At 65.8% G+C, this 25,367-nt stretch carries 29 protein-coding genes; 12 read left to right on the top strand and 17 right to left on the bottom strand.

Going from position 1 to position 25,367, the window contains the following annotated elements:
- Positions 1 to 175 precede the first annotated feature (175 nt).
- Entirely contained in the window at positions 176 to 1,117 is a 942-nt protein-coding gene (locus tag SCLO_RS16480; RefSeq protein ID WP_066518331.1) for a cell wall hydrolase, read from the top strand.
- Between the two features lie 320 nt (positions 1,118 to 1,437).
- Positions 1,438 to 1,566, top strand: a complete 129-nt coding sequence (locus tag SCLO_RS16475) for an entericidin A/B family lipoprotein (RefSeq protein ID WP_066518334.1) — start codon at positions 1,438 to 1,440, stop codon at positions 1,564 to 1,566.
- A 66-nt stretch (positions 1,567 to 1,632) separates the two neighbouring features.
- Here the strand turns inward: SCLO_RS16475 and tatC are convergent, their stop codons facing one another.
- From tatC to SCLO_RS16430, 9 genes are all read right to left on the bottom strand, one after another.
- Entirely contained in the window at positions 1,633 to 2,409 is a 777-nt protein-coding gene (tatC, locus tag SCLO_RS16470) for a twin-arginine translocase subunit TatC (protein ID WP_066518336.1), read from the bottom strand.
- Entirely contained in the window at positions 2,406 to 2,810 is a 405-nt protein-coding gene (gene tatB / locus SCLO_RS16465) for a Sec-independent protein translocase protein TatB (RefSeq protein WP_066518338.1), read from the bottom strand. Before tatB ends, tatC begins: the two co-directional genes overlap by 4 nt.
- Before the next feature lie 29 nt (positions 2,811 to 2,839).
- The gene (locus SCLO_RS16460) at positions 2,840 to 3,076 is read right to left on the bottom strand and encodes a twin-arginine translocase TatA/TatE family subunit (protein WP_066518340.1); all 237 of its coding nucleotides are present in this window, start codon (positions 3,074 to 3,076) and stop codon (positions 2,840 to 2,842) included.
- A 28-nt stretch (positions 3,077 to 3,104) separates the two neighbouring features.
- Positions 3,105 to 3,698: an SMC-Scp complex subunit ScpB gene (gene scpB, locus SCLO_RS16455; RefSeq protein WP_066518342.1), complete on the bottom strand. Its 594-nt coding sequence runs from the start codon at positions 3,696 to 3,698 to the stop codon at positions 3,105 to 3,107.
- A complete protein-coding gene (locus tag SCLO_RS16450) occupies positions 3,695 to 4,477 on the bottom strand; it encodes a segregation and condensation protein A (protein ID WP_066518344.1) in 783 nt (260 codons plus the stop codon). Before SCLO_RS16450 ends, scpB begins: the two co-directional genes overlap by 4 nt.
- 206 nt (positions 4,478 to 4,683) lie before the next feature.
- On the bottom strand, positions 4,684 to 5,697 hold the full coding sequence (gene nagZ, locus SCLO_RS16445; RefSeq protein ID WP_066518350.1) for a beta-N-acetylhexosaminidase: 1,014 nt from the start codon (positions 5,695 to 5,697) through the stop codon (positions 4,684 to 4,686).
- Between the two features lie 290 nt (positions 5,698 to 5,987).
- On the bottom strand, positions 5,988 to 6,710 hold the full coding sequence (locus SCLO_RS16440; RefSeq protein ID WP_066518357.1) for an SPOR domain-containing protein: 723 nt from the start codon (positions 6,708 to 6,710) through the stop codon (positions 5,988 to 5,990).
- A gap of 21 nt (positions 6,711 to 6,731) precedes the next feature.
- Complete coding sequence (gene argS, locus SCLO_RS16435; protein ID WP_066518405.1) at positions 6,732 to 8,459, bottom strand: arginine--tRNA ligase; 1,728 nt, start codon at positions 8,457 to 8,459, stop codon at positions 6,732 to 6,734.
- A gap of 141 nt (positions 8,460 to 8,600) precedes the next feature.
- Entirely contained in the window at positions 8,601 to 9,209 is a 609-nt protein-coding gene (locus SCLO_RS16430) for a hypothetical protein (RefSeq protein ID WP_066518408.1), read from the bottom strand.
- A 153-nt stretch (positions 9,210 to 9,362) separates the two neighbouring features.
- Here SCLO_RS16430 and ispH point away from each other — a divergent pair, with 153 nt between their 5' ends.
- The 3 genes from ispH to rnhA are packed head-to-tail and all read left to right on the top strand — an operon-like array spanning position 9,363 to position 11,745.
- Complete coding sequence (ispH, locus tag SCLO_RS16425) at positions 9,363 to 10,322, top strand: 4-hydroxy-3-methylbut-2-enyl diphosphate reductase (RefSeq protein ID WP_066518360.1); 960 nt, start codon at positions 9,363 to 9,365, stop codon at positions 10,320 to 10,322.
- Positions 10,323 to 10,324: 2 nt separating this feature from the next.
- Positions 10,325 to 11,302, top strand: coding sequence for a homoserine kinase (gene thrB, locus SCLO_RS16420; RefSeq protein WP_066518362.1), 978 nt, complete (start codon positions 10,325 to 10,327; stop codon positions 11,300 to 11,302).
- Positions 11,299 to 11,745, top strand: coding sequence for a ribonuclease HI (gene rnhA, locus SCLO_RS16415; protein ID WP_066518363.1), 447 nt, complete (start codon positions 11,299 to 11,301; stop codon positions 11,743 to 11,745). The genes thrB and rnhA overlap by 4 nt, the downstream gene beginning before the upstream one ends.
- Positions 11,746 to 11,929: 184 nt before the next feature.
- On the opposite strand, the gene SCLO_RS16410 is transcribed toward rnhA, so the two are convergent.
- Genes SCLO_RS16410 through SCLO_RS16400 form a run of 3 tightly spaced genes read right to left on the bottom strand, consistent with a single transcriptional unit; the run spans position 11,930 to position 14,182 of the window.
- Positions 11,930 to 12,106, bottom strand: coding sequence for a YegP family protein (locus tag SCLO_RS16410; protein WP_083949108.1), 177 nt, complete (start codon positions 12,104 to 12,106; stop codon positions 11,930 to 11,932).
- Positions 12,107 to 12,128: 22 nt separating this feature from the next.
- Entirely contained in the window at positions 12,129 to 13,232 is a 1,104-nt protein-coding gene (locus SCLO_RS16405) for an NAD(P)/FAD-dependent oxidoreductase (protein ID WP_066518366.1), read from the bottom strand.
- Positions 13,229 to 14,182 carry an alpha/beta fold hydrolase gene (locus tag SCLO_RS16400; RefSeq protein WP_066518369.1) on the bottom strand — a complete coding sequence of 318 codons (954 nt, stop codon included), beginning with the start codon at positions 14,180 to 14,182 and terminating at the stop codon, positions 13,229 to 13,231. The genes SCLO_RS16405 and SCLO_RS16400 overlap by 4 nt, the downstream gene beginning before the upstream one ends.
- A gap of 51 nt (positions 14,183 to 14,233) precedes the next feature.
- Here SCLO_RS16400 and SCLO_RS16395 point away from each other — a divergent pair, with 51 nt between their 5' ends.
- The 7 genes from SCLO_RS16395 (at position 14,234) to SCLO_RS16365 (ending at position 21,294) form a co-directional block, all read left to right on the top strand.
- Positions 14,234 to 14,695, top strand: coding sequence for an A24 family peptidase (locus tag SCLO_RS16395; protein ID WP_123905531.1), 462 nt, complete (start codon positions 14,234 to 14,236; stop codon positions 14,693 to 14,695).
- 63 nt (positions 14,696 to 14,758) lie between these two features.
- Complete coding sequence (gene cpaB / locus SCLO_RS16390; RefSeq protein ID WP_066518370.1) at positions 14,759 to 15,760, top strand: Flp pilus assembly protein CpaB; 1,002 nt, start codon at positions 14,759 to 14,761, stop codon at positions 15,758 to 15,760.
- A 1-nt stretch (position 15,761) separates the two neighbouring features.
- Positions 15,762 to 17,279 (top strand): type II and III secretion system protein family protein, encoded by a 1,518-nt coding sequence (locus SCLO_RS16385; RefSeq protein ID WP_066518371.1) that lies wholly within the window; start codon positions 15,762 to 15,764, stop codon positions 17,277 to 17,279.
- A 16-nt stretch (positions 17,280 to 17,295) separates the two neighbouring features.
- Positions 17,296 to 17,952, top strand: coding sequence for a CpaD family pilus assembly lipoprotein (locus SCLO_RS16380; RefSeq protein ID WP_066518372.1), 657 nt, complete (start codon positions 17,296 to 17,298; stop codon positions 17,950 to 17,952).
- A gap of 1 nt (position 17,953) precedes the next feature.
- Positions 17,954 to 19,231 carry a pilus assembly protein CpaE gene (locus tag SCLO_RS16375; protein WP_066518373.1) on the top strand — a complete coding sequence of 426 codons (1,278 nt, stop codon included), beginning with the start codon at positions 17,954 to 17,956 and terminating at the stop codon, positions 19,229 to 19,231.
- 56 nt (positions 19,232 to 19,287) lie between these two features.
- Positions 19,288 to 20,286, top strand: coding sequence for a type II secretion system F family protein (locus tag SCLO_RS16370; RefSeq protein WP_066518374.1), 999 nt, complete (start codon positions 19,288 to 19,290; stop codon positions 20,284 to 20,286).
- An 18-nt stretch (positions 20,287 to 20,304) separates the two neighbouring features.
- Positions 20,305 to 21,294: a type II secretion system F family protein gene (locus SCLO_RS16365; protein WP_066518375.1), complete on the top strand. Its 990-nt coding sequence runs from the start codon at positions 20,305 to 20,307 to the stop codon at positions 21,292 to 21,294.
- Between the two features lie 160 nt (positions 21,295 to 21,454).
- Here SCLO_RS16365 and SCLO_RS16360 read toward each other — a convergent pair whose 3' ends face one another.
- From SCLO_RS16360 to SCLO_RS23975, 5 genes are all read right to left on the bottom strand, one after another.
- Complete coding sequence (locus SCLO_RS16360) at positions 21,455 to 22,147, bottom strand: aspartate/glutamate racemase family protein (RefSeq protein ID WP_066518378.1); 693 nt, start codon at positions 22,145 to 22,147, stop codon at positions 21,455 to 21,457.
- An 85-nt stretch (positions 22,148 to 22,232) separates the two neighbouring features.
- The gene (locus SCLO_RS16355; RefSeq protein ID WP_066518413.1) at positions 22,233 to 23,666 is read right to left on the bottom strand and encodes an NAD(P)(+) transhydrogenase (Re/Si-specific) subunit beta; all 1,434 of its coding nucleotides are present in this window, start codon (positions 23,664 to 23,666) and stop codon (positions 22,233 to 22,235) included.
- A gap of 20 nt (positions 23,667 to 23,686) precedes the next feature.
- Positions 23,687 to 23,971 (bottom strand): NAD(P) transhydrogenase subunit alpha, encoded by a 285-nt coding sequence (locus SCLO_RS16350; RefSeq protein ID WP_066518381.1) that lies wholly within the window; start codon positions 23,969 to 23,971, stop codon positions 23,687 to 23,689.
- A gap of 77 nt (positions 23,972 to 24,048) precedes the next feature.
- Positions 24,049 to 25,170 carry an NAD(P) transhydrogenase subunit alpha gene (locus SCLO_RS16345; protein ID WP_066518382.1) on the bottom strand — a complete coding sequence of 374 codons (1,122 nt, stop codon included), beginning with the start codon at positions 25,168 to 25,170 and terminating at the stop codon, positions 24,049 to 24,051.
- A gap of 25 nt (positions 25,171 to 25,195) precedes the next feature.
- Positions 25,196 to 25,321, bottom strand: a complete 126-nt coding sequence (locus SCLO_RS23975) for an aa3-type cytochrome c oxidase subunit IV (RefSeq protein ID WP_066518383.1) — start codon at positions 25,319 to 25,321, stop codon at positions 25,196 to 25,198.
- Positions 25,322 to 25,367: the final 46 nt, after the last annotated feature.

Below are 25,367 nucleotides of genomic sequence, written 5' to 3'. Positions count from 1 at the left end.
AAGGGAATAGATGGGCCCGCAAAGCCGCGGTTTTCTTCGACCGGCGCGCCGTTAACCCATGGCAGACCGCCCGTGCCATAGCGGGACAGGCGCGAATCCGGGCAGGAAATCGAAACCTCTTTGGGCTAGACGGGTCACGCCCATCGCGCATGGGCGGTTTTCGCAAGGACGGGCAATGCCATCTCGCAGGGCGGGGAACAGATGGGGGCTGCATGGCGCGCTGGCTGCCGTGGCGCTGGTTGCGCTGGCCGTGCCGCACCTCATCACCGCCGCGCCGCTCGACATGCTGGACACGCCCCTGGCGCTCGCCGATCCCGCCGAGGAAGCGGGACAGAATTTCCCCGGTTCCGCCTTCTTCTTCGCACAGGGCGCGTTCGACCCCGTGCCGGGGACGCGGGCGGCGCAAAACCCGCATGTGATGAGCCTCGCCGAAGTGCGCGCCGCGCCCGCCATGGCGTTTCGCGGACTGACCCCGCTCGATAGCTATCGCGCGCTCCATTGCCTGACCTCGGCCATCTATTATGAAGCGGGCAATGAGCCGGAGGAAGGGCAGCGCGCGGTGGCGCAGGTCGTCCTGAACCGCGCGCGCAGCCCGCTATGGCCCAACAGCGTCTGCGGCGTCGTCTATCAGGGATCGGAGCGCACCGACTATCGCTGCCAGTTCACCTTCAGTTGCGACGGGTCGATGACGCGCGCGCCCGATCTGCGGGCATGGGCACGGGCAAGGCGCATCGCGGAACAGGCGCTGTCCGGACTGGTCTATCGCCCGGTCGGGCTCGCCACCCATTATCATACGCTGGCCGTGCGACCGCTCTGGTCCAGCACGCTTCAGCCGGTGGCCGTGATCGGCGCGCATATCTTCTATCGCAACACCGGCTTCAACGGCACCCCGGCCGCTTTCCGCATCGCCTATGCAGGCCGCGAGACGCAGGCCGGGCCGGCGCAGCGGACGTGGACCGTCAGGCCGACGGTTCCGGCCGATGCCTTTGCCCTGCCCCAGGGCGGCGCTTCCGCGTCCACTCCGGCGGCTCCGGCCGTTCCTTCGCGGCCCGTCGACGATCTGCCGGAATCCACCATCCGGCCTGAATATCGCAATAGCGGCAGGCCCCTCGTCTGATTTTTCGGGACTGCATCAAGCGCCTGAAACGTCATGGGAATAAAAATACGATTTTTTCGCATGGCTGGGAACCCGCCATCCACGAGCGCGTTATGACTTGCGGATAGCAAATCTTTTGCCCCCCGCTCTTGCTATCCAAAAAAACATGAGCCCGGAACGCTTCCCCCCCCCGACGCGTTCCGGGCTCAGACTTTTCAAGGGCATAAACAGCTGGAATCCCTGGTCCTGTATCGGCGGAACGCTTTGGGCGGCCAGGGGTTGTCTCCCTGTCTCCGGTTCGCATGACGGAACCGGGCCGAGTGTTTTCTAGGAGACGTTGCATGACGAAGAAAATCCTTGCCGCGCTGCTGCTGACGGGCTCGCTGATGGTGGCGGCCTGCAATACGGTGGAAGGCGCGGGCCGCGATGTGCAGAGCGCGGGCAAAGCCGTCGAGAACGCCGCGGATTGAGTTTTTCCCCCTCTTCATGATTCCCTCCATGGCTCGCCGCTTTGGCGGGCCTTTTTTTATGGGGAATCAGGCCGAGGCGCTTTCCGTCGCTTCGTCGCGCGCCTTGCGCCGGTCCGTGAACCAGATCGCGACGATGGTGATTTCATAGAGCAGCAGCAGCGGGATGGCGAGCATCAGCTGCGACACCACGTCGGGCGGCGTCAGGACCGCCGCCAGGATGAACGCCGCGACGATCATGTAGCGGCGCAGCCCGATCAGTTGCGCGCGGGTCACGAAACCGGCGCGGTTGAGCAGCATCAGCAGGACGGGCATTAAAAAACTGATGCCGAATGCCAGGATGAATTGCATGACTAAAGTGAGGTAGTCGCCGGCCGAGGGCAGGGCTTCGACCGAAAGGCCCGAGCTATTGCCTTGGAATTCCAGGAAGAAATGAAAGGCCGTCGGCATCACCACGAAATAGGCCAGGGACGCGCCCATGACGAAAAGGACCGGCGTCATGATGAGGAAGGGCAGCAAGGCCTTCTTTTCCTTGGCATAAAGGCCCGGAGCGACAAACGCCCACAACTGGTTCGCGATGATCGGAAAAGACAGGAAAAAGGCGCCGAAGATCGCGATCTTCACCTGCACGAAGAAGGCTTCGTAGAGTTTGGTGTAGACCAGCCGCCCGCCCGCGTCGCCAAAGGCTTCCTTGAGCGGATGGACCAGCACCGCGAACAGCTTGTCGGAAAAATAGAAGCAGACCGCCCCGGTGAGGAGCAGGGCCCAGACGCATTTCAGCAGCCGCCCGCGCAATTCGATCAGATGATCGAGCAAGGGCGCCTTGGTGTCGTCGATCTCCATCATGCCGCCGCATCGCCCTTCTTGTCCTGCGGCTCTTCGGCGGCGGGCGCGTCCGCCGGACGCGGAGCGGATCGGGCGACGAAAGCGGGCTTTTCCTCGACCGATGGCATTTCAGCCGGCTTTTCATCGGCGGGCGCGGGCAAGGGCTCCGGCGCGGCGGTGGTTTCGGGGGGATGCTCTTCCATGATGCGGCGGTTCTGTTCCGCCCATTTCTTTTCCAGTTCCTCCAGTTCGACCTCGCGCACCATGGCGTCGATGCCGGTGCGGAAATGACGCGCCATGCCGCGCGCCTTGCCGACGATCTGGCCCACCTTGTAGAGCGCGCGCGGCAAATCCTTGGGACCGATCACGACCACCGCGACGATCACGATCAACAGAAGTTCGGACGAACCGATATCGAACATGCCAGCTTACCCGCGGGTCCGAGGAAAGATCAGACCCCGGTCTTTTCTTCCGTGGCGGTCGGCGCGTCCTGTTCGGCCGCCCGCTGTCCTTCGATCCGCGGGGAGGGCTTGGCGGGCTTGACGTCGTCATCGTCCTCCATGCCCTTCTTGAAGCTCTTGATGCCCTTGGCAACGTCGCCCATCAGCCCGGAAATCCGGCCGCCGCCGAACAGCAGCATGACGACCAGGAGCACGATGACCCAGTGCATCAGCGAAAAGGAACCCATAGCTCAATACTCCCGAAAGGAGGCCTATCTAGGCCTCTTCCTCATCATTTTCCACAGCGGATTGCGCGTTCAGTCCTTCGAGCGCCAAATCCACCGGGTCCAGCAGACCCGCCGCGCGCAGATCGTCCATGCCCGGCAGGTCACGGCGGCTGCTAAGGCCGAAATGTGACAGAAACTCTACGGTCGTCGCATAGATGAGCGGCCGTCCCGGCACTTCGCGCCGTCCGGCCGGGCGGACCCAGCCCGCCTCCATCAGAACGTCCAGCGTTCCCTTCGCCACCTGCACGCCGCGAATGGCCTCTATCTCCGCGCGACTGACCGGCTCATGATAGGCGATAATGGCCAGGGTTTCCATGGCTGCGCGCGACAATTTGCGGCTTTCCTCCCGCTCGCGCCGCAGGATGTGCGCCAGATCGGCGGCGGTCTGGAAATGCCAGCGCCCGCCACGCTCCACCAGATTGACGCCGCGCCCGGCATAATGCTGCTCCAATGCGGCGAGCGCGCCGGGCAAGTCGCCCTCCTCCCCGACATGGAGCCGCAGGTCAGCGAGCGTCAGCGGTTCTTCCGCGACGAACAGAGCCGCCTCCACGGCGCGCAGGAAATCGTCCGGCTCCTCCGTCACAACAATCTTTCCTTCTCTTCCGCCGGAGTCGCGGCGCGCAGGAAGATGGGTTCGAAAATCCCTTCCTGCCGGATGTCGAGCCGCCCCTGCCGCGCCAGTTCCAGAGCCGCGACGAAGCTGCTCGCCATGGCCGACTTCGCCATGGGCGCGTCCAGCCCCGCGGGCAGAAAGGATTCGATCCGCGTCCAGTCCAGCGCGGCGCCCACCAGCGATCCGACGCGCTGGATCGCCTCGTCCAGCGTCATGACGGGGCGGACGGCGACGCGGTGGATCACCGGCTGCGTCCGGGCCTTCACCTGCCCATAGGCCTGAAGGATGTCGAACAGGTTCGCATCCCACTTCGCCTTGCGGACGAGGCGCAATCCTTCCGGCTTCGCGCGCACGAACACGTCGCGGCCGATCCGGTCCCGCGCCATCAGCCGCGCGCCCGCTTCGCGCATCGCATGGAGCCGCTGGAGCCGCAATTGCAGGCGCAGCGCGAGTTCTTCGGGGCTGGGTTCGGGCTGCGCCTCCTTCGGGAGCAGCAGCGCGGATTTGAGATAGGCGAGCCACGCGGCCATCACCAGATAGTCGGCGGCCAGTTCCAGCTTCAACTGCCGCGCGCCTTCGATATAGGCGAGATATTGCTCGGTGAGCGCAAGGATGGAGATTTCGCGCAGATCGACCTTCTGCGTCCGGGCCAGCGCCAGCAGCAGGTCGAGCGGCCCTTCCCAGCTTTCGAAGCTGACGGTTAGCATGTCGGGCCGGGGCGTGGCGGCGGGCGTGAAGAGATCGTCCATCCCCTGTCCTCCCTAAGCCGCTGATTTTTCCGGTTCACGCGGAGGCGCGGAGACGCCGAGAATTAAAGGAGAGTCGCTTCGCATCGCCGCGAAAGCAGGAAACCGGGACAAGGAAGCGTTTTCGCATTCGCGGGAGCGTCGGCGCAGCCGTTTCCAAAATCTCCGCGTCTCCGCGTCTCCGCGCGATTGCATCCGCCCTGCCCTCCCTAGGCCAGAACCGGGGCCAGCAGGGCATCCCGCGTGGCGAGCAGTTCCTCCAGCGGCGGCCCTTCGACGGCGCGCGCGACGGACGCCATCGCCCGGTCGAGCCGGTCGCGCGATGCCGCCGAAATGTCGGGCAGGCGTTCCGCGATTCCGATCATGTCGTCCATCCGCGCCCAGCAATTGAGCGCCAGGTCGCAGCCCGCCGCCACGACGCCCGCCGCCAGCGCGGGAATGTCGCCCTTCAACGCCTTCATGTCGAGATCGTCGGACATCAGCAATCCGGTAAAGCCGATGCGCTGGCGGATGATGTCTTCGATGACGGTCGGGGAAAGGCTGGCGGGCCGATCCGCGTCCCAAGCGGTATAGACGACATGGGCGGTCATGCCCATGGGCGCATCCTTCAGCGTCCGGAAGGGGGCAAGATCGGTTTCCAGCGCGGTCTCGTCCGCCGTAACGACCGGCAATTCCTGATGGCTGTCCACCATTGCGCGGCCATGGCCCGGCATATGCTTGACGATGCCGACCACGCCGCCATCGGCCAGTCCCTGCAACACGGCCCGGCCCAGCGCGGCGACCCGCATCGGCTCCGCGCCCAGCGTACGGTCGCCCATGATGTCGCTCGCGCCCTCCTGCCGCACGTCGAGCAGGGGCAGGGCATCGACCGTGATCCCGGCTTCCGCCAGCGTCGTCGCGATGGCGCGGGCATTGGCGCGCGCGGCCGCGATGGCGCTGGAAGGGGCGATGTCATAGAGCCGGTCGAAGAGCGCTCCGGGCGGAAAGGCAGGCCAGACCGGCGCCTGCATCCGCGCCACGCGGCCACCTTCCTGATCGATCATGACGAGTAGGTCGTCGCGACCGTGCAGCGCGCGCAGATCGTCCGTCAACGCCCGAAGTTGCGCCTTGTCCGCGATGTTGCGGCGGAACAGGATGTAACCCGCCGGCTGCGCCTCGGCGAAGAAGGCGCGTTCGTCAGGGGTGATGGTTTCGCTGGAAAGGCCGAAGATGACAGGCTTCATGACGGGGATCGTAGCGGGTCAGGGGCCTGGTGTCGAAGGGAAGATTGGCGGCGCGGGTTGCAGGTCTGGTGGTTTGTGGTGGCGGGTCGGGGCAAGGAGGGGCGTTCCTTCATCCGTCGGGGCTGAGGCCTGTCCTGAGCGCCGCCGCAGGCGCGTCGAAGGGCCTTCCGCCGAACGAAGTGAGGTGCAGAGCCTTCGACTTCGCTCAGGGCGAACGGGAGGAGATGCACCTTATATGTCTAAGCCGCCAGTCCGCTCCCACCCCAATCCGCCATTCGACGCATCGGGCGTCAGTTCACCACCATGCAGCTTTCGCCCGCGACCTTCAGCTTGCCGCAGATCGCGCTGGCCTCCGCGCCCGCCGCCGCGCGAAGGCGATAGACGGTGCCGCCGCCCACCTGCGCCGATTCAACCGACATGGGGAGCGGCTCCAGATAGGCGAAACGCTTGGAAAGCCGCTTCCACGCATCCTTCGCGAACGCCTGATTGCCATAGGCGCCAAGCTGGATCGTGCCGCCCGCCGCGCCAGCCTTGACCGTGGCCGCCACCGGTTTCGCCTGGGTTTCGTCCGTCACGCGCGTGGTGACGCTTTGCGCGGGCTTGGCGGGAGAGGCTTGCTGCTGGTCCGCCGGCGCGGGGCGGGTCGCGGTGATCGGCGCTTCAGGCACGCGGCTGGGGTCGATGCGCCCGTCGCGCGCCACGCCCTCGCTCGCGGCGAAGCTCGCGTCTCCCTCACCCGCGAATTTTCGGGCGTCGGCGTCCTTGGCGGCCAGCTTATAGTCTTCGGCCGGCGCCTCGATCAGCTTGCCTTCGCCGCCCGCGCCGCCAGCCCGGTTCTGGATCCACCAAATGCCCGCAACGACAGCGCCGATCAGCAGGAGCCCGGCCAGAATGAACGCCAGCAGCCGGACGGGCGAGAGGCGTTCCTCTTCCTCATCCTCGATCGCCGGTTCCAGCCAGGGGAGGCGATCCTCGTCATCCAGGTCCAACCGGCCCCGCGCATAGTCGCCCATCGTTCCGAACTCCGCTTTCCCTCACTGCATCTCTGTCAGCGCGGCCACGCCCATCAGGGCCAGCCCGTTGCGAATTATCTGCCCTATTCCGCGGCTCAAGAAAAGCCGTGCCGATGTAGTCGCCGGATCGTCCTGAAGGATGACGCGCGCCTGCGGATTGTCGTTGCCGAGGTTCCACCAGCCATGGAAGTCCGATGCCAAGTCATTGAGATAAAAGGCGATACGATGCGGCTCGCGGGCCTGCGCCGCGCCCTCCACCACGCGGGGGAACTGGGCGGCGAGCTTGACCAGCCCCAATTCCTCCGTCCCAAGGCGGGACAGGTCGGGGGCGGGAAGGTCCATCCCCGCTTCCTCCGCCCGGCGGCCGAGCGAGGAAATGCGCGCATGGGCATATTGGACGTAGAAGACCGGATTGTCCTTCGACGCTTCCACCACCTTGGCGAAGTCGAAGTCCATCTGCGCGTCGGCCTTGCGCGTCAGCATGGTGAAGCGGACCACATCCTTGCCCACTTCGCGCACCACGTCGGCCAGCGTCACGAAATTGCCCGCGCGCTTGGACATCTTCACCGGCTCGCCGTCGCGGAGCAGGCGGACCATCTGGATGAGCTTCACGTCGAAGCGCGCCCGCCCTTCCGTCAGCGCGGCGACGGCGGCCTGGATGCGCTTCACCGTGCCCGCATGGTCCGCGCCCCAGATGTCGATCAACTGGTCGGCGGTCTGGGCCTTCTGGAAATGATAGGCCATGTCCGCGCCGAAATAGGTCCAGCTTCCGTTGGATTTTTTGATCGGGCGGTCCTGGTCGTCGCCGAACTTGGTCGAGCGGAACAGCGGCAGTTCGACCGGCTCCCAATCCTCCGGCGTTTCGCCCTTGGGGGCTTCGAGCACGCCGTCATAGACGAGATCATGGGCGCGCAGCCATGCTTCAGCGGCTTCGGGCTTGCCCGCCGCCTGCAATTCCGCCTCGGACGAGAAGACGTCATGATGGATGCCAAGCAGCGCGAGGTCGCTGCGGATCATGTCCATCATCGTGGCGACGGCTTGGGTGCGGAACGGCACGAGCCATTCGCTTTCCGGCGCGCTCACATAGGTATCGCCATATTCGGCGGCCAGCGCCTTGCCCACGGGGACCAGATAGTCGCCGGGATAAAGCCCTTCGGGAATCGCGCCCACATCCTGACCCAGCGCCTCGCGGTAGCGGAGATGGGCGGAGCGGGCGAGGACGTCGACCTGTCCGCCCGCGTCGTTGATATAATATTCGCGGATGACCTTGTGGCCGATGGCCTCCAGCAGCGTGGCGAGCGCGTCGCCCACCACCGCGCCCCGGCAATGGCCCATGTGCATGGGGCCAGTCGGGTTGGCGGAGACATATTCGACATTGACGGTAACGCCCGCGCCGGTGTCGGAGCGGCCATAATCGTCCGCCTCGGCATGGATGGCGGCCAGTTCGGCGCGCCATGTCGCGTCGGTGAGGCGCATGTTGATGAAGCCGGGTCCGGCGATCCCGGCGCTTTCCACCTCGTCCAGCGCGACGAGGCCCGCGACGATCCTTTCCGCCAGCGCGCGCGGATTGGTCCCAGCGGGCTTGGCCAGCACCATCGCGGCGTTGGTGGCGAGGTCGCCATGCGAAGGATCGCGCGGGGGCTCCACGGTCACGGGCTTGCGATTGAGGCCGACGGGCAGCGCGCCGTCCGCCTCCAGCGCGTCGAGCACGGCGTTCAGATGGGCGGTGAAGCGGGTGTAAAGGGACACGAGCAATTCCTCGAAAAGGACGGACCCGTTCGGGCTGGGCGAAGTCGAAGCCCCGCCAAGCCGAAGACGAAGCGGCTTCCTTCGCCAGGCTCAGCCACGCCCTTCGACAAGCTCTGGGCGAACGGACAGTTAAGTTCTCTCTTAACGCGTGGCGTTATATTTAAGCTGATCGGGGGTCAGGTTGAACCCGATGAGCAGCTCGAAACTGGTTCGCTGCAACGCCGCCTTCACGTCCGGCTGCGAGAAGGGGTCGATGGCCGCATCCTCGTCGCCCGCCTTGCGCTTGGAGGTGATGCGGCGCTGAATGTCTTCGGGCAGCGTGGCCGCCGCCTTGTTCACATAGGAACCGGCCTGGGCCCTAGCGCTGGCGCGATACTGGCCCGGCTCGAAATTCAGCGTCACCTGTCCCACGCGCTTGGCGATCACGGCATTGCCGCCGCGCACCACGGTGGAGAAATAGGGCAGCGTCACCTGCCGCGCGCCGGTCGGGTCGCTGCGGCGCGCGTTCACGGTGAACGTCGCCTCGGTATAGAATTGCTCGCCGTCCGTGCAGGTGGAGCGCAGGTCGGTGATGTTCCCCACCACGTCGATGGCCGACGCATCACGGCTCTGCGCCGGGTTGAACAGCGTGATGTCGCCCGTATAGGCGGGGATCGCGGCGGCCGGGCAGGCCGAACGCACGGCGACGATGCCGCCTGTCGCATCAATCTCTCCCCGGCGCGAACAGCCGGCAAGAGCAAGAAGAATCATTCCGGTCAGGGCGATACGAGGCAATGTCACAGGCGTTTCCTTGGCATGGGCCCTTGGCTCAGGCGTCCGGCTTCCTTATCCATCCCCTGCGGCCCGCGCAACCGAAAGGAAGCCGCTTTCATCGCGCGCCACATTCGCCTAGAGCCGCCCTTCATGACGAACGCTCCTTCGCCCCGTCCGCCGATGACGCTGCTGATCGCCGCACCGCGCGGCTTTTGCGCCGGTGTCGACCGCGCCATCGTCATCGTGGAACGCGCCATCGAGAAATATGGCGCGCCGGTCTATGTCCGCCATGAAATCGTCCACAACAAATATGTGGTGGACAATCTGAAGGCGAAGGGCGCGATCTTCGTCGAGGAGCTGGACCAGGTGCCCGACGGTGTGCCGGTGGTCTTTTCCGCCCACGGGGTGCCCAAGGCGGTGCCGGCCAAGGCGGAGGAGCGCGGCCTTTCCTATCTGGACGCCACCTGCCCGCTGGTGAGCAAGGTGCACCGGCAGGCCGAGCGCCATGTGAAGGCGGACCGCCATATCCTGTTCATCGGGCACAAGGGCCATCCCGAAGTCATCGGCACGCTGGGGCAGGTGCCCGAAGGCACGATGACGCTGATCGAGACGGTGGCGGATGCGGAAGCCTTCACCCCCGCCGATCCCGGCAATCTCGCTTTCCTGACGCAGACCACGCTGTCGGTGGACGACACCGCCGCCATCGTCGCGGTGCTGGAGCGGCGCTTCCCCGCGATCCAGCCGCCCAAGGGCGAGGACATCTGCTACGCCACGTCGAACCGGCAGGCAGCGGTCAAGGCCATCGCGCCCCGCTGCGACGCGCTCTATGTGATCGGCGCGCCCAACAGTTCCAATTCCGTGCGTCTGGTCGAGGTGGCCGAGCGCGAGGGCACGCCCGCTCGGCTGATCCAGCGGGCGGAGGATATCGACCTCGGCTGGCTGAGGGGCGTGAAGACGCTGGGGCTGACGGCGGGCGCGTCGGCGCCCGAAGTGCTGGTGCGGGAGGTGGTGGACCTGCTCGCCCGCCATTTCGACGTGCGGGAGGAACAGGTGGAAACCGCGCAGGAACGCATCGCCTTCAAGCTGCCGCGCGGGCTGGAGACGGCGTAGCCATGGCCGTCTACACCCATGTTCCCGCCGAGGACATCGACGCCTTCCTGACCCGCTATGACGCGGGCCGCCTCGTATCCGCCAAGGGCATTGCCGAGGGGGTGGAGAACAGCAATTACCTGCTCGAAACCACCGGGGCGGATGGAAACGGGCATCGCTATATCCTCACGCTCTACGAAAAGCGGGTGGATGAGGCGGACCTGCCCTTTTTCATGGACCTGCTCGATCATCTGGGCGCGCGCGGGATGCCGGTGCCGCGTTTCATCGCCGCGAAGGACGGGACGCGGCTGCAACAGCTTTCCGGGCGGCCCGCCTGCCTGATCGAATTCCTGACCGGCATTTCCGTCACCGAGCCGACCGTGGCGCAGTCCCGCGCAGCCGGCGCGGCGCTGGGGGCGATGCATCGCGCGGCGGAAGGTTTCAAGGGCGAGCGGCGAAACGCGCTCGATCTGCCGGGCTGGCATGATCTGGCGGCGAAATGCGGCGAGGATTTCGACCGGATCGCGCCCGGACTTGGCGCGCGGGTGGCGGAGGAACTGGCCTTTCTCGACGCGCACTGGCCCGCCAGCCTGCCGCGCGCCGTCATCCATGCAGACCTTTTTCCCGACAATGTGCTGATGCTGGGGGATGAGGTGACGGGCCTTATCGACTTTTATTTCAGCTGCACCGACATCCGCGCCTATGACCTTGCCGTCACGCACAGTGCGTGGGCGTTCAGCCATGACGGGGCGATCTGGCATGGCGACCGCGCCGCGGCGCTGGGCGCGGGCTATGCGCAGACGCATGGGTTGTCGGAGGCGGAGCGGGTGGCTTTTCCCGTCCTGTGCCGGGGCGCGGCTTTGCGCTTCCTGCTGACGCGGGCCTATGACTGGATCAACACGCCCGCCGATGCGCTGGTGACGCGCAAGGACCCGCTCGCCTTCCTGCGCCGCCTCGATTTCTATGCGAAGGCCGATGCAGGGGCCTTGCTGGGGGCATGAGCGCGCTTCCGCAGGTCGAGATTTTCACGGACGGCGCGTGCAAGGGCAATCCCGGTCCCGGCGGCTGGGGCGCGGTGCTGCGCTTTGGGGACAGGGAACGGGAAATCTCCGGCGGCGAGGCGCTGACCACCAACAACCGCATGGAGATGATGGCGGCGGTGGAGGCGCTGGAAACGCTCAAGCGTCCCTGTCGGGTGACGCTCTACACCGACAGCAAATATGTGATGGACGGCATCACCAAATGGGTCTTCGGCTGGCAGAAGAATGGCTGGAGAACCGCCGACAGGAAGCCGGTGAAGAATGCCGAAATCTGGCAGGCGCTGGTGAAGGCGGCCGCGCGCCATCAGGTGACGTGGCAATGGGTGAAGGGCCATGCCGGCCACCCGGAGAATGAGCGCGCCGACCAGTTGGCCTGCGCGGCGGCAGAGGGATTCCGGCGGTAGGCGGCTATGGGTTGGTTGCGGACTTTCTTCTGCTTCCAACATGGGCCCGTTCGCCCTGAGCTTGTCGAAGGGCCGCCTGAGCGAAGTCGAAGGCTCTGCGCCTCACTTCGTTCGGTGGAAGGCTTCGACTTCGCTCAGCCCGAACGGAGTGGGGAGCGGTAATAAATACCCGAAACCTGCCGCGTTATTCCGCTTCCTCGACCGGCGCGCCGGGACCGTTCTTCAGGATCGATTCGATGGCTTTGCGGGCATTCGCCTTGCTGGAATAGCCCTCGGTCCAGAAGATGATTTCGCTGTTATATTTGAACTTGGCGACGAACTCGCCTTTCTTGTTCTTTTCGATCACGAACTTGTGCGCCATGCCGATCTCTCCGCTTGTTGCGTTACCGAAACCGAGTCGGACAGTAAGCTGCGGGATCGAGGCTGGCAATGGCTTCCGGGATCGGTTCCTCCAGCAATAGCGAACGCGCCAGCAGAGCGGCGGCGGGCGATGTCTGGATACCGAAGCCGCCCTGTCCCGCGAACCAGAAGAAACCCGGCATCTCCGGATCGAAACCATAGACCGGCGCGCGATCCGACGCGAAGCTGCGCAGGCCCGCCCATTTGCGCTCGACCGCCTCGATGGGCCAGTCCACCGCTTCCTGAAAGCGGGCGATGGCCTGCGCCACCGCCATCTCGTCCGGCGCGGCGTCGCAAGGCGGCGAGGGCGCTTCGTCATGGGGCGTGAGCCAGATATGGCCCTTCCCTTCCGGCTTGAAATAGAAGCCGCCGCCCATGTCCATGACCAGCGGCAGGGCCGGCGAGGGCAGGGCCGGCACCCGCAATTGGAGGACTGTGCGGCGCAACGGCGTGATGCCCAGAGGCGCGACGCCGCAGGCCCGCGCCACCTCGTCGGCCCATGCGCCCGCCGCATCGACGATCACGCCGCAGCCGACCGGCCCATCGCTGGTTTCGAGCCGCCAGCCGCCGTCCTGCCGCCGCGCCGAGCGGAGCGTCGTCGACAGGCGCATTGCGCCCCCTCGCCGCTGGAACCGCCGCAGCCATGCCTGATGCAGCGCGCCCACATCGATGTCCTTCACCGCCGGTTCCAGAAGGCCCAGCGTCCAGCCGGGCCGCAGCCCCGGAACTATCCGGTGCGGATCGACCCGCTCCAGATCGACCTTTCCCGCATAGTCCGCCAACAGCCGGTCGCGGGCCTCGGCATCCTCCGCCCGCCCCACATGCAGCGTCCGGCGCGGCGACAGGAAGGGACGGTCGGAAAAATCGGGATCGGGCGACAGCAGCATCGGCCCCGACGCGGTGGTGAGCGGCTGCACCAGCGGGCCGCCATAGGTTTCTTCCCAGAAGGCGACGGAGCGGCCGGTCGCGTGATAGCCCGCCGCCGCCTCCTTCTCCAGGATCAGGACCGATGCCCGCGCCGCCAGTTCCGCGCCGAGGCTCGCCCCGGCGATGCCGCCGCCCACGATCACGATGTCGAATCGGGTCAACGCGCATTCCCGTCCAGAAAAGCGTCGATCCGTTCCAGCGCGTCCAGACGCACCGGGTCCAGCTCGCGCAGTATCTCATGCGCCGCTTCCGGCCCATAGACATGCAGCGCCGCATGGGGAATCCGCGCCGCGATCCGCCGGATCACGGGCGTGGACACCAGCGCGTCATGCTGCGCCGCGAGGATGAGAAGCGGCACGTTCAGCCGGGCGAGCGCCGCATTCTCCTCCAGCGCGCGGGTCGACGCCAGCGCCTGCCGCACCCAGTTCCAGCTTGGCGGCCCCAGCGCAATGTCGCGGCTCTGGTCGCGCCACCAGAGTTCGTCGGCATAGCGCGCGGGATCGTGGGTCAGGCGCTTCTGGCGCATCCGCCGCTGCCGGTCGGATGCCTCCTTTTGCGTCCATGCCTGCCGCTCGGCAAAGCCAAGGCGACACATCAGCGTGGCGATCCCCAGAGCCAGCCATCGCGGCAGGGGCGCGCTATGCACGCCCAGCATCGGCGCGACAGCGACGGCGGCGTCGGGCGGGGTCATGCCTTCGGCCAGCGCGCGCAGCATCAGGTGGCCGCCCATGCTGTGCGCGACCATCGCGCTGGGCCCTTCTCCTTCCCTGCGCCAGTCGGCGGCGAAGGCGTCGAGATCGGCAATCCACTGGCCGAAATCCCCGATATGGCCGGTCAACGGATCGTCCGTCAGCCGTCCCGATCCCCCCTGCCCGCGCCAGTCGAACGCGGTGACGGCCCAGCCCCGGTCCGCCCAATGATGGATCACTTCCAGATATTTCTCGATCATGTCGCCGCGCCCGTTGAGGAGCAGCATCCGGCCCCGTGACCCATCGCCCAGCCGGTATCGGCGCAGCGGCCACCCGTCCGCCGCCTGCCAATAATCCACCCGCCCGTCCATGGGCCAGGCGCGGCGGTCGAAAGAGGGGGGAAGGGAAGCGGGCGAATCCATCAGGCGGCATGGTTACGATTTGCTAAGGCATCGGGTCTACACCCTGCATGCATGATGGGGGAATATTTCAGAGTCGCGATGCTGTGCCTGCTGGGCGTGCTGCTGATCGTAGCGGCCGTCACGGACCTGCGCTCGCGCATCATTTCGAACCGGCTCAACTTGGCCGTGGCCGCGCTGGCGCCGATCTGGTGGGTGGCGAGCGGGATGGCGGTGTGGCCCGACATGGCAGCGCAACTGCTGACGGCGGCCATCGTCTTCGCGATCTTCGCGGGTCTGTTCTCGCTCGGCTGGATGGGCGGCGGCGACGTCAAGCTGCTGGGCGCGCTGGCGCTGTGGTTTCCCTGGCAGGGGGTCATGTCGCTCATCATCCTGATGGCGGTGCTGGGCGGCCTGGTGACCGTGGCGACCGTGATCCACCACCGCATGACCAAGCGGCTGGGACAGCCGGAGATCCCCTATGGCGTCGCGATCTCGCTGTCGGCGCTGTGGCTGATTTGGCCAACGATATTTTAACCATTCTGGATGCAAGGTGGGCGCCGGGGGCAGTGCACCCGCTTGAGGGAGGCGAATTTCGTCATGGAAGCAAAAAAGATCGTGCTGCTGGTGGGGGCGCTTTTCGTGGCGGTCACGACAGCCTTGCTGGCGCGCAGCATGTTGAGCTCATCCAGCGCGCCGCAGGTCAATGCCGCGTCGATGCCGGTCGCCGCCGACCAGCCGCATGTGCTGGTCGCGACCAAGGCGCTGCCGGTGGGCACCATCCTCGATGCTGAGAGCTTCCGCTTCCAGCCCTGGCCCAAGGATCTGGTCGAACAGGCCTATTATCTGAAGGGCGAGGCCGATCCCGCCAAGCTGGCGGGCAGCGTCGTGCGCAACGCCATCACGGCGGGCCAGCCGCTGACGCAGGGTTCGCTGATCAAGCCGGGCGACCGGGGCTTCCTGGCCGCCGCGCTGGGTCCGGGGATGCGCGCGGTGACGGTGCCGGTGTCGGCGCAAAGCTCGGTCGCGGGCTTCGTCTTTCCGGGCGACCGCATCGATCTGGTCCTGACGCAGAGCGTATCGGGCGGCGGCGAAGGCGAACCGCTCAAGGTATCCGAAACCATCCTGCGCAACCTGCGCGTGCTCGCCACCGATCAGCGCATGGACGCGATGGGCGATGACGGCAAGCCGGTCGTGCGGACCTATTCCAACGTCACGCTGGAAGTGACGCCCAAGATCGCGGAGAAGATCGCGGTCGCGCAGACCGTCGGTTCGCTGTCGCTGTCGCTGCGCTCGATCGCGGACAATGCCGCCGAACTGGACGCCGCCATCGCGGGCACCGATCAGGACCTGCCCGACGGCGCCAATCCGAACGCCGAAAAGAAGATGATCGCGAGCCTTCAGGCCCGGCCCATCGATCGCGGCAGCACCTATTCCACGGGCGCCGACGTGTCGCGCTACCAGCGCAGCAGCGTCCCGGCCAAGCAGGCCGCGCCCGCCGACCCCAATGGCGCTCCCGCGGGAACGGCCGTCTTTCAGGGGCCGACGATCCGCGTCGCGCGCGGCACCAATGTGACCGATGTTCCGGTCGGGGGGAAGTAAGATGAAGGGATTGCACCTGCTCCGCCGGACGGCGGCGATCAAGCCGATGGCAACGCCGGCGATCGCCCTCGGCCTCGCGCTCGCGGCGGCGGCCATGCCGACCACGGCTCTCAACGCGGCTCCCTCCTCCATGCAGGACAATGCGATCCTGCTGTCGGTGGGCGGCAGCCGGGTCATCAACCTGCCCGCGCCCATGTCGGACGTGGTGATCGCCGATCCCGACGTGGCGGACGTCCACGTCCGGTCGCAGAACCAGCTCTACCTGCTGGCGAAGAAAGCGGGCGAGACCACCGTCTTCGTCACGGCGAAGAACGGCAAGGTCCTGTTTTCCGGCACCGTGCGGGTCGGCAACAACCTGACCAATATCGACGACATGCTGCGGCTGGCGATGCCCGAAGCGAATATCGCGGCGAACAAGATGAACGGCATGGTCCTGTTGACCGGCACGATCGCCGCCCCCGAGGACGCCGCCGAAGCCGAAAGGCTGACGCAGGCTTTCGTGGGCAAGGACGTGACCGTGGTCAGCCGCCTGCGCATGGCGACGCCGCTACAGGTCAATCTTCAGGTCAAGATCGCGGAAGTCAGCCGGGACCTCGGCCACAAGATCGGTACGAATTTCAGCGGCCCTACCCTTCGCGGCAACGGCCAGACGCAGGGCATATTGGGCGGCGGCACCCGTAATTTCGGCAGCTATGACCCCAACAAGAATCTGTGGACCTTCAACAGTCCCTTTGACGGAGGCTACAGCATCGGCGGCGTCGCCCGCCTGTTGGGCATCGACATCGCAGGCGTCCTGGACCTGGCGGAATCGAGTGGCCTGGCCACCACGCTGGCGCAGCCCAACCTGACCGCGCTCTCCGGCGAAACGGCAAGCTTCCTGGCGGGCGGCGAGTTTCCCTATACGGTCAGCAACGGCACGCAGGGCAACAGCCTTGAATGGAAGCAATATGGCGTCCAGCTCGCCTTCACGCCTACGGTGCTGGCCGACGGCCGGATTTCCCTGCGCGTCCGCCCCACGGTTTCCAGCCTCGACTTCTCGCTCGACGTCAATACGCCGGCGCTCAGGACCCGCACGGCGGAAACCACGGTGGAGCTCGGATCGGGGCAGGCCTTCATGATCGCGGGTCTGCTGAACAATCAGACCGGCAACACCATCAACAAGGTGCCGGGCCTTGGCAACATCCCGATCCTGGGCAGCCTGTTCAAATCGCGCAGTTTTCAGCGCAATGAAACCGAACTGGTGATCGTCGTGACGCCTTATCTGGTGAAGCCGGTCAACGCATCCGACATCCGGCTGCCCACCGACGCCTTCCGCACCGCGACTGAAGGCCAGGGCCTGTTCCTGCAGCAGGCCAATGACAGCATCAGCGGCGGCCGCGCGCCCGCGCCGACGCGCGGTCCCGACGTGCCCATGCCCGCGCCCGGCCCCCAGGCTTCGGCATCGATGCCCGCCATGGCGGCGCGCGACCATCGCAAGGCGGCCAAGGCGAGCGACGCCACCCCTGGCTTCAGCTACTGACGGAAGGACGAAGATCATGACAGCCCGTTCCTTGAAAGGCATCGTCCAGCTGGGCTTGATCGCCCTGATCGCCATTCCCGGCGCGACGCAAGCGCGCGGTTCCAAAGTCAATCGCAGCGTCGATACGATCCATCAGCCGGTGGTGAGCCACGCGGCCTACACCTTCGATGTGCGGCCCGGCATGGATGGCGATCTTTCCGTTCCGGAAGCGCGCCGCCTGAACGACTGGTTCGCCTCCATCGGCCTAGGCTATGGTGACCGCGTTTCGCTCACCGGCGATCCGGCCGCCGTCGGCCCGGCCCTGCGCGAAGGCATCGCCAATGTCGTCGCGCGGCATGGGCTGTTGATCGATGAAGACAGTTCGGCCATCGCCGGCACCGCTTCTGAAGGCGGCGTGCGCCTGATCGTGCGCCGCGCCATGGCGAGCGTACCCGGCTGCCCCAACTGGTCCAGCAAAGCGGAAACCGACGCCAATCTGGGCGCATCGTCCAACTATGGATGCGCCATGAACAGCAATTTCGCCGCGATGATCGCCAATCCGGAGGATCTGGTGCGCGGTCAGGGAAGCGACAGCGATTTGCGCACCGCCACCTCCAACCGCGCCATTTCCACCTATCGCGAAAAGGCGCCGACCGGATCGGGCGAACTCAAGTCGCAATATGGAGCCCAATAAGATGAACGCGCCCTGGAAACCCGGCATGAACGGACAGCGTGATCCGTTCCACGCCTTCGTCTGCGACGATCACAGCTTCGACCTTCTCCGCGCGGTGGCCGCCGAAATGGGGTGGGCGCCGGAAAAGGTGAACAAGGGCGGGATGCGCAACGCCGTCCAGAGCCTGTCGATCACCGCGTCGCCCCAGATCCTGTTCGTCGACATGTCCGAAAGCGGCGATCCGCTGAACGACATCAACAGCCTCGCCGAAGTGTGCGAGCCGGGCACGGTGGTGATCGCCGCAGGCCAGGTGAACGACGTGCGCCTTTATCGCGACCTGCTGGCGAGCGGCATCCAGGATTATCTGCTCAAGCCCTTCGGCGCGGACCAGCTCCGCGATGCGCTGGCGCAGGCCCAGGCCGTGTTCTTCGCCCCCCGCGAAGGTGCCGTGGAGCGGCCGCATATGACGGCGGCCGTCATCGGCACGCGCGGCGGCGTGGGCGCGTCGAGCCTCGCGACCTCGCTCGCCTGGCTGCTCAGCGGACAGCATCAGCGCTCGACCGCGCTTCTGGACCTCGACATCCATTTCGGCACCGACGCGCTCGCCATGGACCTGGAGCCGGGCCGCGGCCTGATCGACGCGATCGAGAATCCGGGCCGCATCGACGGCCTGTTCATCGAGCGCGCCATGGTGCGGGCCAGCGACAATCTGGCGATCCTGTCGGCCGAAGCGCCGATCAGCATGCCGATGATGTCGGACGGCGGGGCCTTCTATCAGTTGCTGGAGGAGTTCCGCACCGCCTTCGAATGCTCGGTGATCGACCTGCCGCGCGGCATGATGATCCAGCATCCGCACCTGATGGGCGACGTCAATGTGGCGGTGGTGGTCACGGAAATGACCCTGGCGGGCGCGCGGGACACCATCCGCGTGCTGTCATGGCTCAAGGGCGGCGCCCCGCAGGCGCGCGTTCTGGTGATCGCCAACCGCGTCCATCCCGGATCGCCGGAAATCAGCCGCAAGGATTTCGAACAGTCGATCGAGCGTTCCATCGATGTGCTCATCCCCTTCGACATCAGGGCCGCATCGCAGGCGGCGAAGCTGGGCAAGACGCTGGCCGAGGCCGCCAAGGGCGGCAAGGTCGGCGCGGCCTGCGCGACGATGGTGAAGGAAGTGCTGGGCGCCGCCGAGGCCGAGGAGGAGGAAGGCGGCCGCAAGAAGGGCGACTCCCTGCTCGGCAAGCTGGGCGACCTCAAGAACATCATTCCTTCGCGCAAGGCCAAGGCGGCGGCAACCCACTGATGCGGCGCGACGCCGCGCGGCGTCGCGTCCCCTGCTGAAACGGAACGGGCGAGCAGATGGACGGCAAGATGATCCTGATGGCGGTGCTGCTGGCGACCCTCCTGGGGCTCGTCTTCGCGGCCTTTTCCGGCCCGTCGCCCGACAAGGCCCGCAAGCGCCGCATCGCGCTGATCCGCGGGCGGCACAGCGATTCCGCCGAAGCGGTGCTGGAAGCGCGGATGCGCCGCGCGATCGACAGCCGCCAGCCCATCACCGAAATGAAGATGCTGGTGTCGCTGATTCCCAATCCGGACAATCTGACCAAGCGGCTTCGGATGACCGGCAAGAAATGGACGCTCAGCCAGTATATGACGAGCTGCGCCGTGATCTTCCTGTTCATGGCGGCGGTAATGATGCTGCGCGGATTTCCGCTTTTCTTCGCGCTGATGGTGTCGCTGGCGGCGGGCCTGGGCCTGCCGCACTGGTGGGTCAGCCGCCTCATCAACAAGCGGATCGCCCAGTTCAACGCCAAATTCCCCGACGCGCTGGAGCTGCTGACGCGCGGCCTGCGCTCGGGCCTTCCCATCGCCGAGACGCTGGGCGTCGTGTCCGTGGAAATCCCCGGCCCCGTCGGCGAGGAGTTCCGCCTCATCACCGAGCGCATCAAGATCGGCAAGACGATGGACCAGGCGTTGCAGGAGACCGCCGACCGACTGGGCACGGCGGAGTTCCAGTTCTTCGTCATCTCGCTAGCGATCCAGCGGGAAACCGGCGGCAACCTCGCCGAAACGCTGTCGAACCTCGCCACCGTGCTGCGCCAGCGCGCGCAGATGAAGCTGAAGATCCGCGCCATGTCCTCGGAATCCAAGGCATCGGCCTATATCATCGGCGCGCTGCCGTTCATCGTCTTCGGCCTCATCAGCTACATCAACTTCGATTATATGAGCCCCTTCTACACGCCCGATCCCATGGGCCTGTTCGGCCTGTCGCTGATGCAGGTGATCGGCATCGGGGGCATGTGCTGGATGGGCATAGGCGCCTTCATCATGGCGCAGATGATCAACTTCGAGATCTGACAGGGGAGCAAGGCAATCATGGAAGCGGCCCCAGCAGGCACCCTCTTCGGCCTCAGCGCCACCGATTTCGGCACGCTGCTTGCCGGGTTGGCCACGGCAGCGGTCATCTTCGCGCTCTATACGGTCATGACCGTGCGCGATCCGATGGCCAAGCGCGTGAAGGCGCTGAACGAGCGGCGCGAGCAATTGAAGGCGGGCATCACCGCCTCCACCGCCAAGCGGCGCGCCAAGCTGGTCAAGAAGAACCAGACGACTGATCGCATGCGCTCCTTCCTGTCGAGCCTTCAGGTGTTGCAGGACGACCAGCTTCGCGACGTGCAGACCCGCATGGCGCAGGCGGGCATCCGCTCGAAGGAATGGGCCGTCGCCGTCATCTTCGCCCGCATGGTGCTGCCGATCGCCATCGGCGGCATGGCGGCGCTGCTGATCTATGGGCTGGACGTCTTCCCTGACTGGGGCGGGTTCAAGCGGTTCATGGTATTCGCGGGCGCGCTGCTGCTGTCTTACAAGGGCCCCGACCTCTACATCAACAACAAGGTCCAGAAACGGTCCGCCGCGATCCGCAAGGGGTTGCCCGACGCGCTCGACCTGCTGGTGATCTGCGCCGAGGCGGGGCTGACCGTAGACGCCGCCTTCAGCCGCGTGGCGCGCGAACTGGGCAAGGCCTATCCCGAGCTGGGCGACGAGTTCCAGTTGACCGCGATCGAACTGGCGTTCCTGACGGACCGGCGCATGGCCTTCGAAAATCTCGCCACGCGCGTCAATCTGGACGCGGTGAAGGGCGTGGTGACGACCATGATCCAGACGGAGAAATATGGCACGCCGCTGGCTTCCGCATTGCGCGTCCTGTCCGCCGAGTTCCGTCACGAACGCATGATGCGCGCCGAGGAAAAGGCCGCGCGCCTGCCCGCGATCATGACGGTGCCGCTGATCCTCTTCATCCTGCCGACACTGTTCGTGGTGATCCTGGGTCCGGCAGCCTGCTCGATCAGCCAGGCGTTCAAATAAGCGGAAAGATTCGGCCGGTTGCGGATGCTCGCATCCGTTCGGGCCGAGCGCAGTCTGCCTGTCCCGAGCGCCGCCGCGAGAGGCGTCGAAGGGCCTGCCGCGAAACGAAGCAAGCTGTTTACGCTTTCGCCCAGCTCAGGGCGAAAGACCGTCCGTTCCGCTACTGCCCAAGAATGAAATCCACGCCCGCCATGGCGTGGATAGAGGTGCAGTCGTAGATCGGCAGCACATTCGCCTTCACGTCCACCACCAGTTCCAGTTCCGTGCAGGCCAGCACGGCCGCCTGCACATCCTCCTTGGCGATGTCGGTCAGTTCGGACTTCATGAACCGCTCGCTTTCGCGGCCGATCTTGCCCAGCGTCAGTTCCTCATAGACCATCTGGTCGATCCGGTCGGCCAGTTCCATGTCGGGCGGCAACAGCGATACGCCGTGGCCGACGAGCCGCTGGCGGTAGAATTTCTCCATCATCACGTTGCGCGTGCCGATCAGTGCGGCCTTTTCCACATGGTCCGCCGCCATCTGCGCGCCGACGACTTCGGCGATGTGGATGATGGGAACATCCACCGCCGCCTGCACCTCGTCATAGACACGGTGCATCGAGTTGGCGCAGATCATCAGGCTTTCCGCCCCGGCCTGCTCCAGCCTGCGCGCGGAGCCGACCAGACGTTGCGCCACGCCGTCCCAATCCTCCTGCGTGACGCTGCGGCCCACATCCGCGAAGTTCAGGCTTTCGATCAGCAGCGGCGCGCTGTGGAATCCGCCCTTCGCCCGATGGATGGCCCGGTTGATGATCTCATAATAGCGGGCGGTGGAAATCCAGCTGAGCCCACCGATCAGACCGAGTTTACGCATAGGTGGCCCCCATCACTCCGAAAAAGGAAACGGACGGCGATGCGTGAAGCGCCGCCGTCCGTCATAGCGTTACGGGATGCCTGCCTTAGTGGGCAAGACCCTTGACGATTTCCTCGACCATCTTCTTGGCGTCGGCGAGCAGCATCATCGTGTTGTCCATGTAAAAGACTTCATTGTCGACGCCCGCATAGCCCGCGCCGCCCATGGAGCGCTTCACGAACAGCACCGACTTGGCATTGGCGACGTCCAGGATCGGCATGCCGTAGATGGGCGAGGTCTTGTCCGTCTTGGCCGCCGGATTGGTCACATCGTTCGCGCCGATGACGAAGGCGACGTCGGCCTGGCCGAATTCGCTGTTGATGTCCTCCAGTTCGAACACCTCGTCATAGGGGACATTCGCTTCGGCCAGCAGCACGTTCATGTGCCCCGGCATACGGCCCGCGACCGGGTGGATGGCGTATTTCACTGAAACGCCTTCCTTCTTGAGCAGGTCGCCCATTTCGCGCAGCGCATGCTGCGCCTGGCTGACCGCCATGCCGTAACCGGGCACGATGATGACGCTGTCCGCCTGCTTCATCAGGAAGGCCGCGTCCTCGGCGCTGCCGCGCTTGTAGGGGCGGTCGACCGCCGCCGCGCCGCCGCCCGAGGGGCCAGCTTCCGCGCCGAAGCCGCCCGCGATCACGGAGAGGAACCCGCGGTTCATCGCCTTGCACATGATGTAGCTCAGGATCGCGCCCGACGAACCCACCAGCGCGCCGGTGATGATCATCGCGGTGTTGCCCAGCGTGAAGCCCATGGCCGCCGCCGCCCAGCCCGAATAGCTGTTCAGCATCGACACGACGACCGGCATGTCCGCGCCGCCGATGGGGATGATCAGCAGGAAGCCGATGATGAAGCTGAGCGCCGTGACGGTCCAGAAGATCCAGGGCGATTGGTCGGTCAGGAAATACGCGATCAGGCCCAGGATCGCGGCGAGCGTGCCCAGGTTGATGATGTGCCGGCCGGGCAGCAGGATCGGCTTGCCCGACATATTGCCGTTGAGCTTGAGGAAGGCGATGACCGAACCGGAGAAGGTGATCGCGCCGATGGCGACGCCCAGCCCCATCTCGATGCGGCTGGCATTATGGATTTCGCCCGTCAGCGCATCCAGAATCCCGAAAGCGCCGGGATTGAGATAGGCTGCCGCGCCCACCAGCACCGCCGCCAGGCCGACAAGCGAGTGGAAAGCCGCGACAAGCTGCGGCATGTCGGTCATCGCGATCTTGCGCGCGATGACGAAGCCGATCGCGCCACCGATGGCGATCGCCCCGACGATCTCCGGCAGGGAGATGACATCATGGGTATAGAGGGTGGTGGCAACCGCGATCGCCATGCCCGCCATGCCCATGCGGTTGCCCCGGCGGCTCGACGCAGGGCTGGACAGCCCGCGCAGCGCGAGGATGAAAAGGACGCCCGCGACCAGATAGGCGAGCGAGACGAAGGGCGAAGCGGCGACGCCTTGCGCGCCTGCCGCGGCCATCGCGATGACGGTCTGCAGCATCACTTGCGCTCCTTCTTCTTGTACATGGCCAGCATGCGTTCCGTGACCGCGAAGCCCCCGAAGATGTTGACCGATGCCAGCACCACGGCCAGCAGCCCCAGATATTTGGCGGCCGCGCTGCCCGCTTCGGCCGACGCGACCAGCGCGCCGACGATGATGACGGAAGAAATGGCGTTGGTGACGGCCATCAGCGGCGTGTGGAGCGCCGGCGTCACCGACCACACCACATAATAGCCGACGAAGCACGCCAGCACGAAAATCGACAGGATGGAGATGAAGTCCATCTTTCCTACTCCCCGTTCGTCCCGCCTTTCCCGCAGGACATGGCGCGCGCAGTCCCATGGGACCGCGCGCCGTTATCTCACCCCAGAAGGCGCTCGTTCACGACCTTGCCGCCCTGCGTCAGGCGGATGGCGTTGCCGATCTCTTCGTCCAGCACGGGCGCGTTCTTTTCCTTGTCCCAGAAGGCGGACAGGAAATTATAGAGGTTGCGCGAGAAGAGCGCCGACGTGTCCGCCGCCAGCCGCGAAGGCACGTTCCTGTGCCCCACGATCTTGACGCCATGACGTTCGACCACTTCGCCCGCTACGGCGCCCTCGACATTGCCGCCCTGCTCGACGGCAAGGTCGACGATCACGCTGCCCGGCTTCATCGACGCGATCTGCCCGTCGGAAATGAGGCGAGGAGCGGCACGGCCCGGAATGAGCGCGGTGGTGATGACGATATCCTGCTTGGCGATGTGCCCGGATACCAGTTCGGCCTGCGCCTTCTGATATTCCTCGGACATTTCGGTGGCATAGCCGCCCGATCCTTCGCCCTCGATACCCTTGACGCTTTCGACGAAGATCGGCTTCGCGCCCAGCGATTCGATCTGCTCCCTGGTAGCGGATCGCACGTCCGTCGCGGACACCTGCGCGCCCAGGCGACGGGCGGTCGCGATCGCCTGAAGCCCCGCGACGCCCACGCCCATGATGAAGACCTTCGCCGCGGACACCGTTCCCGCCGCCGTCATCATCATCGGGAAAGCCTTGCCATATTCGGCCGCGGCGTCAAGCACCGCCTTGTAGCCCGACAGGTTCGATTGCGACGAGAGGATGTCCATCGACTGCGCACGCGTGATGCGCGGCATGAACTCCATCGCCAGTGCCTCGAAGCCCGCCGCGGCATAGGCGTCCACGCGGGCGCGCTCGCCGAACGGGTTGAAACCGGCGGCGACCCAGGCGCCCGGTTTCGCGCCGGAAAGGCTGGCCGGATCGGCGGCCTGAACGCCCAGGATGATGTCCGCGCCCGCGACGGTCGCGGCACGATCACCCAGCACGGCTCCAGCCGCCGCATAGTCGGCATCGGCGACGGAAGCGGTCAGCCCCGCGCCGCTTTCAACCGCCACATCAGCGCCCAAAGCCTTGAATTTCTTCACGGTCTCCGGCGTGCCGGCGACCCTGCGCTCGCCTTCGGCAAGCTCCTTGATGATTGCAATTTTCATGGCATCCCCCTGTGCAAACCGACCTTCAGTTCGAGATCAGCAGCACCACGATCGCGGTCGCGATCAGGGAAACGATCGTGCCCCACTTAACGACGTCCACGAAACCCGCATAGGTTTCGTTCGCATGTTGCATATTATCCTGTTGGGCCATGCCCTCTCTTCCTCTCTGCCAGTCCAGTCGTCGACCCTCTTATCTC

The organism is Sphingobium cloacae (assembly GCF_002355855.1).
GTDB lineage: Bacteria > Pseudomonadota > Alphaproteobacteria > Sphingomonadales > Sphingomonadaceae > Sphingobium > Sphingobium cloacae.
Note: the sequence above shows the minus strand (reverse complement) of the source record. Positions and strands in the feature narration are given on the sequence as shown.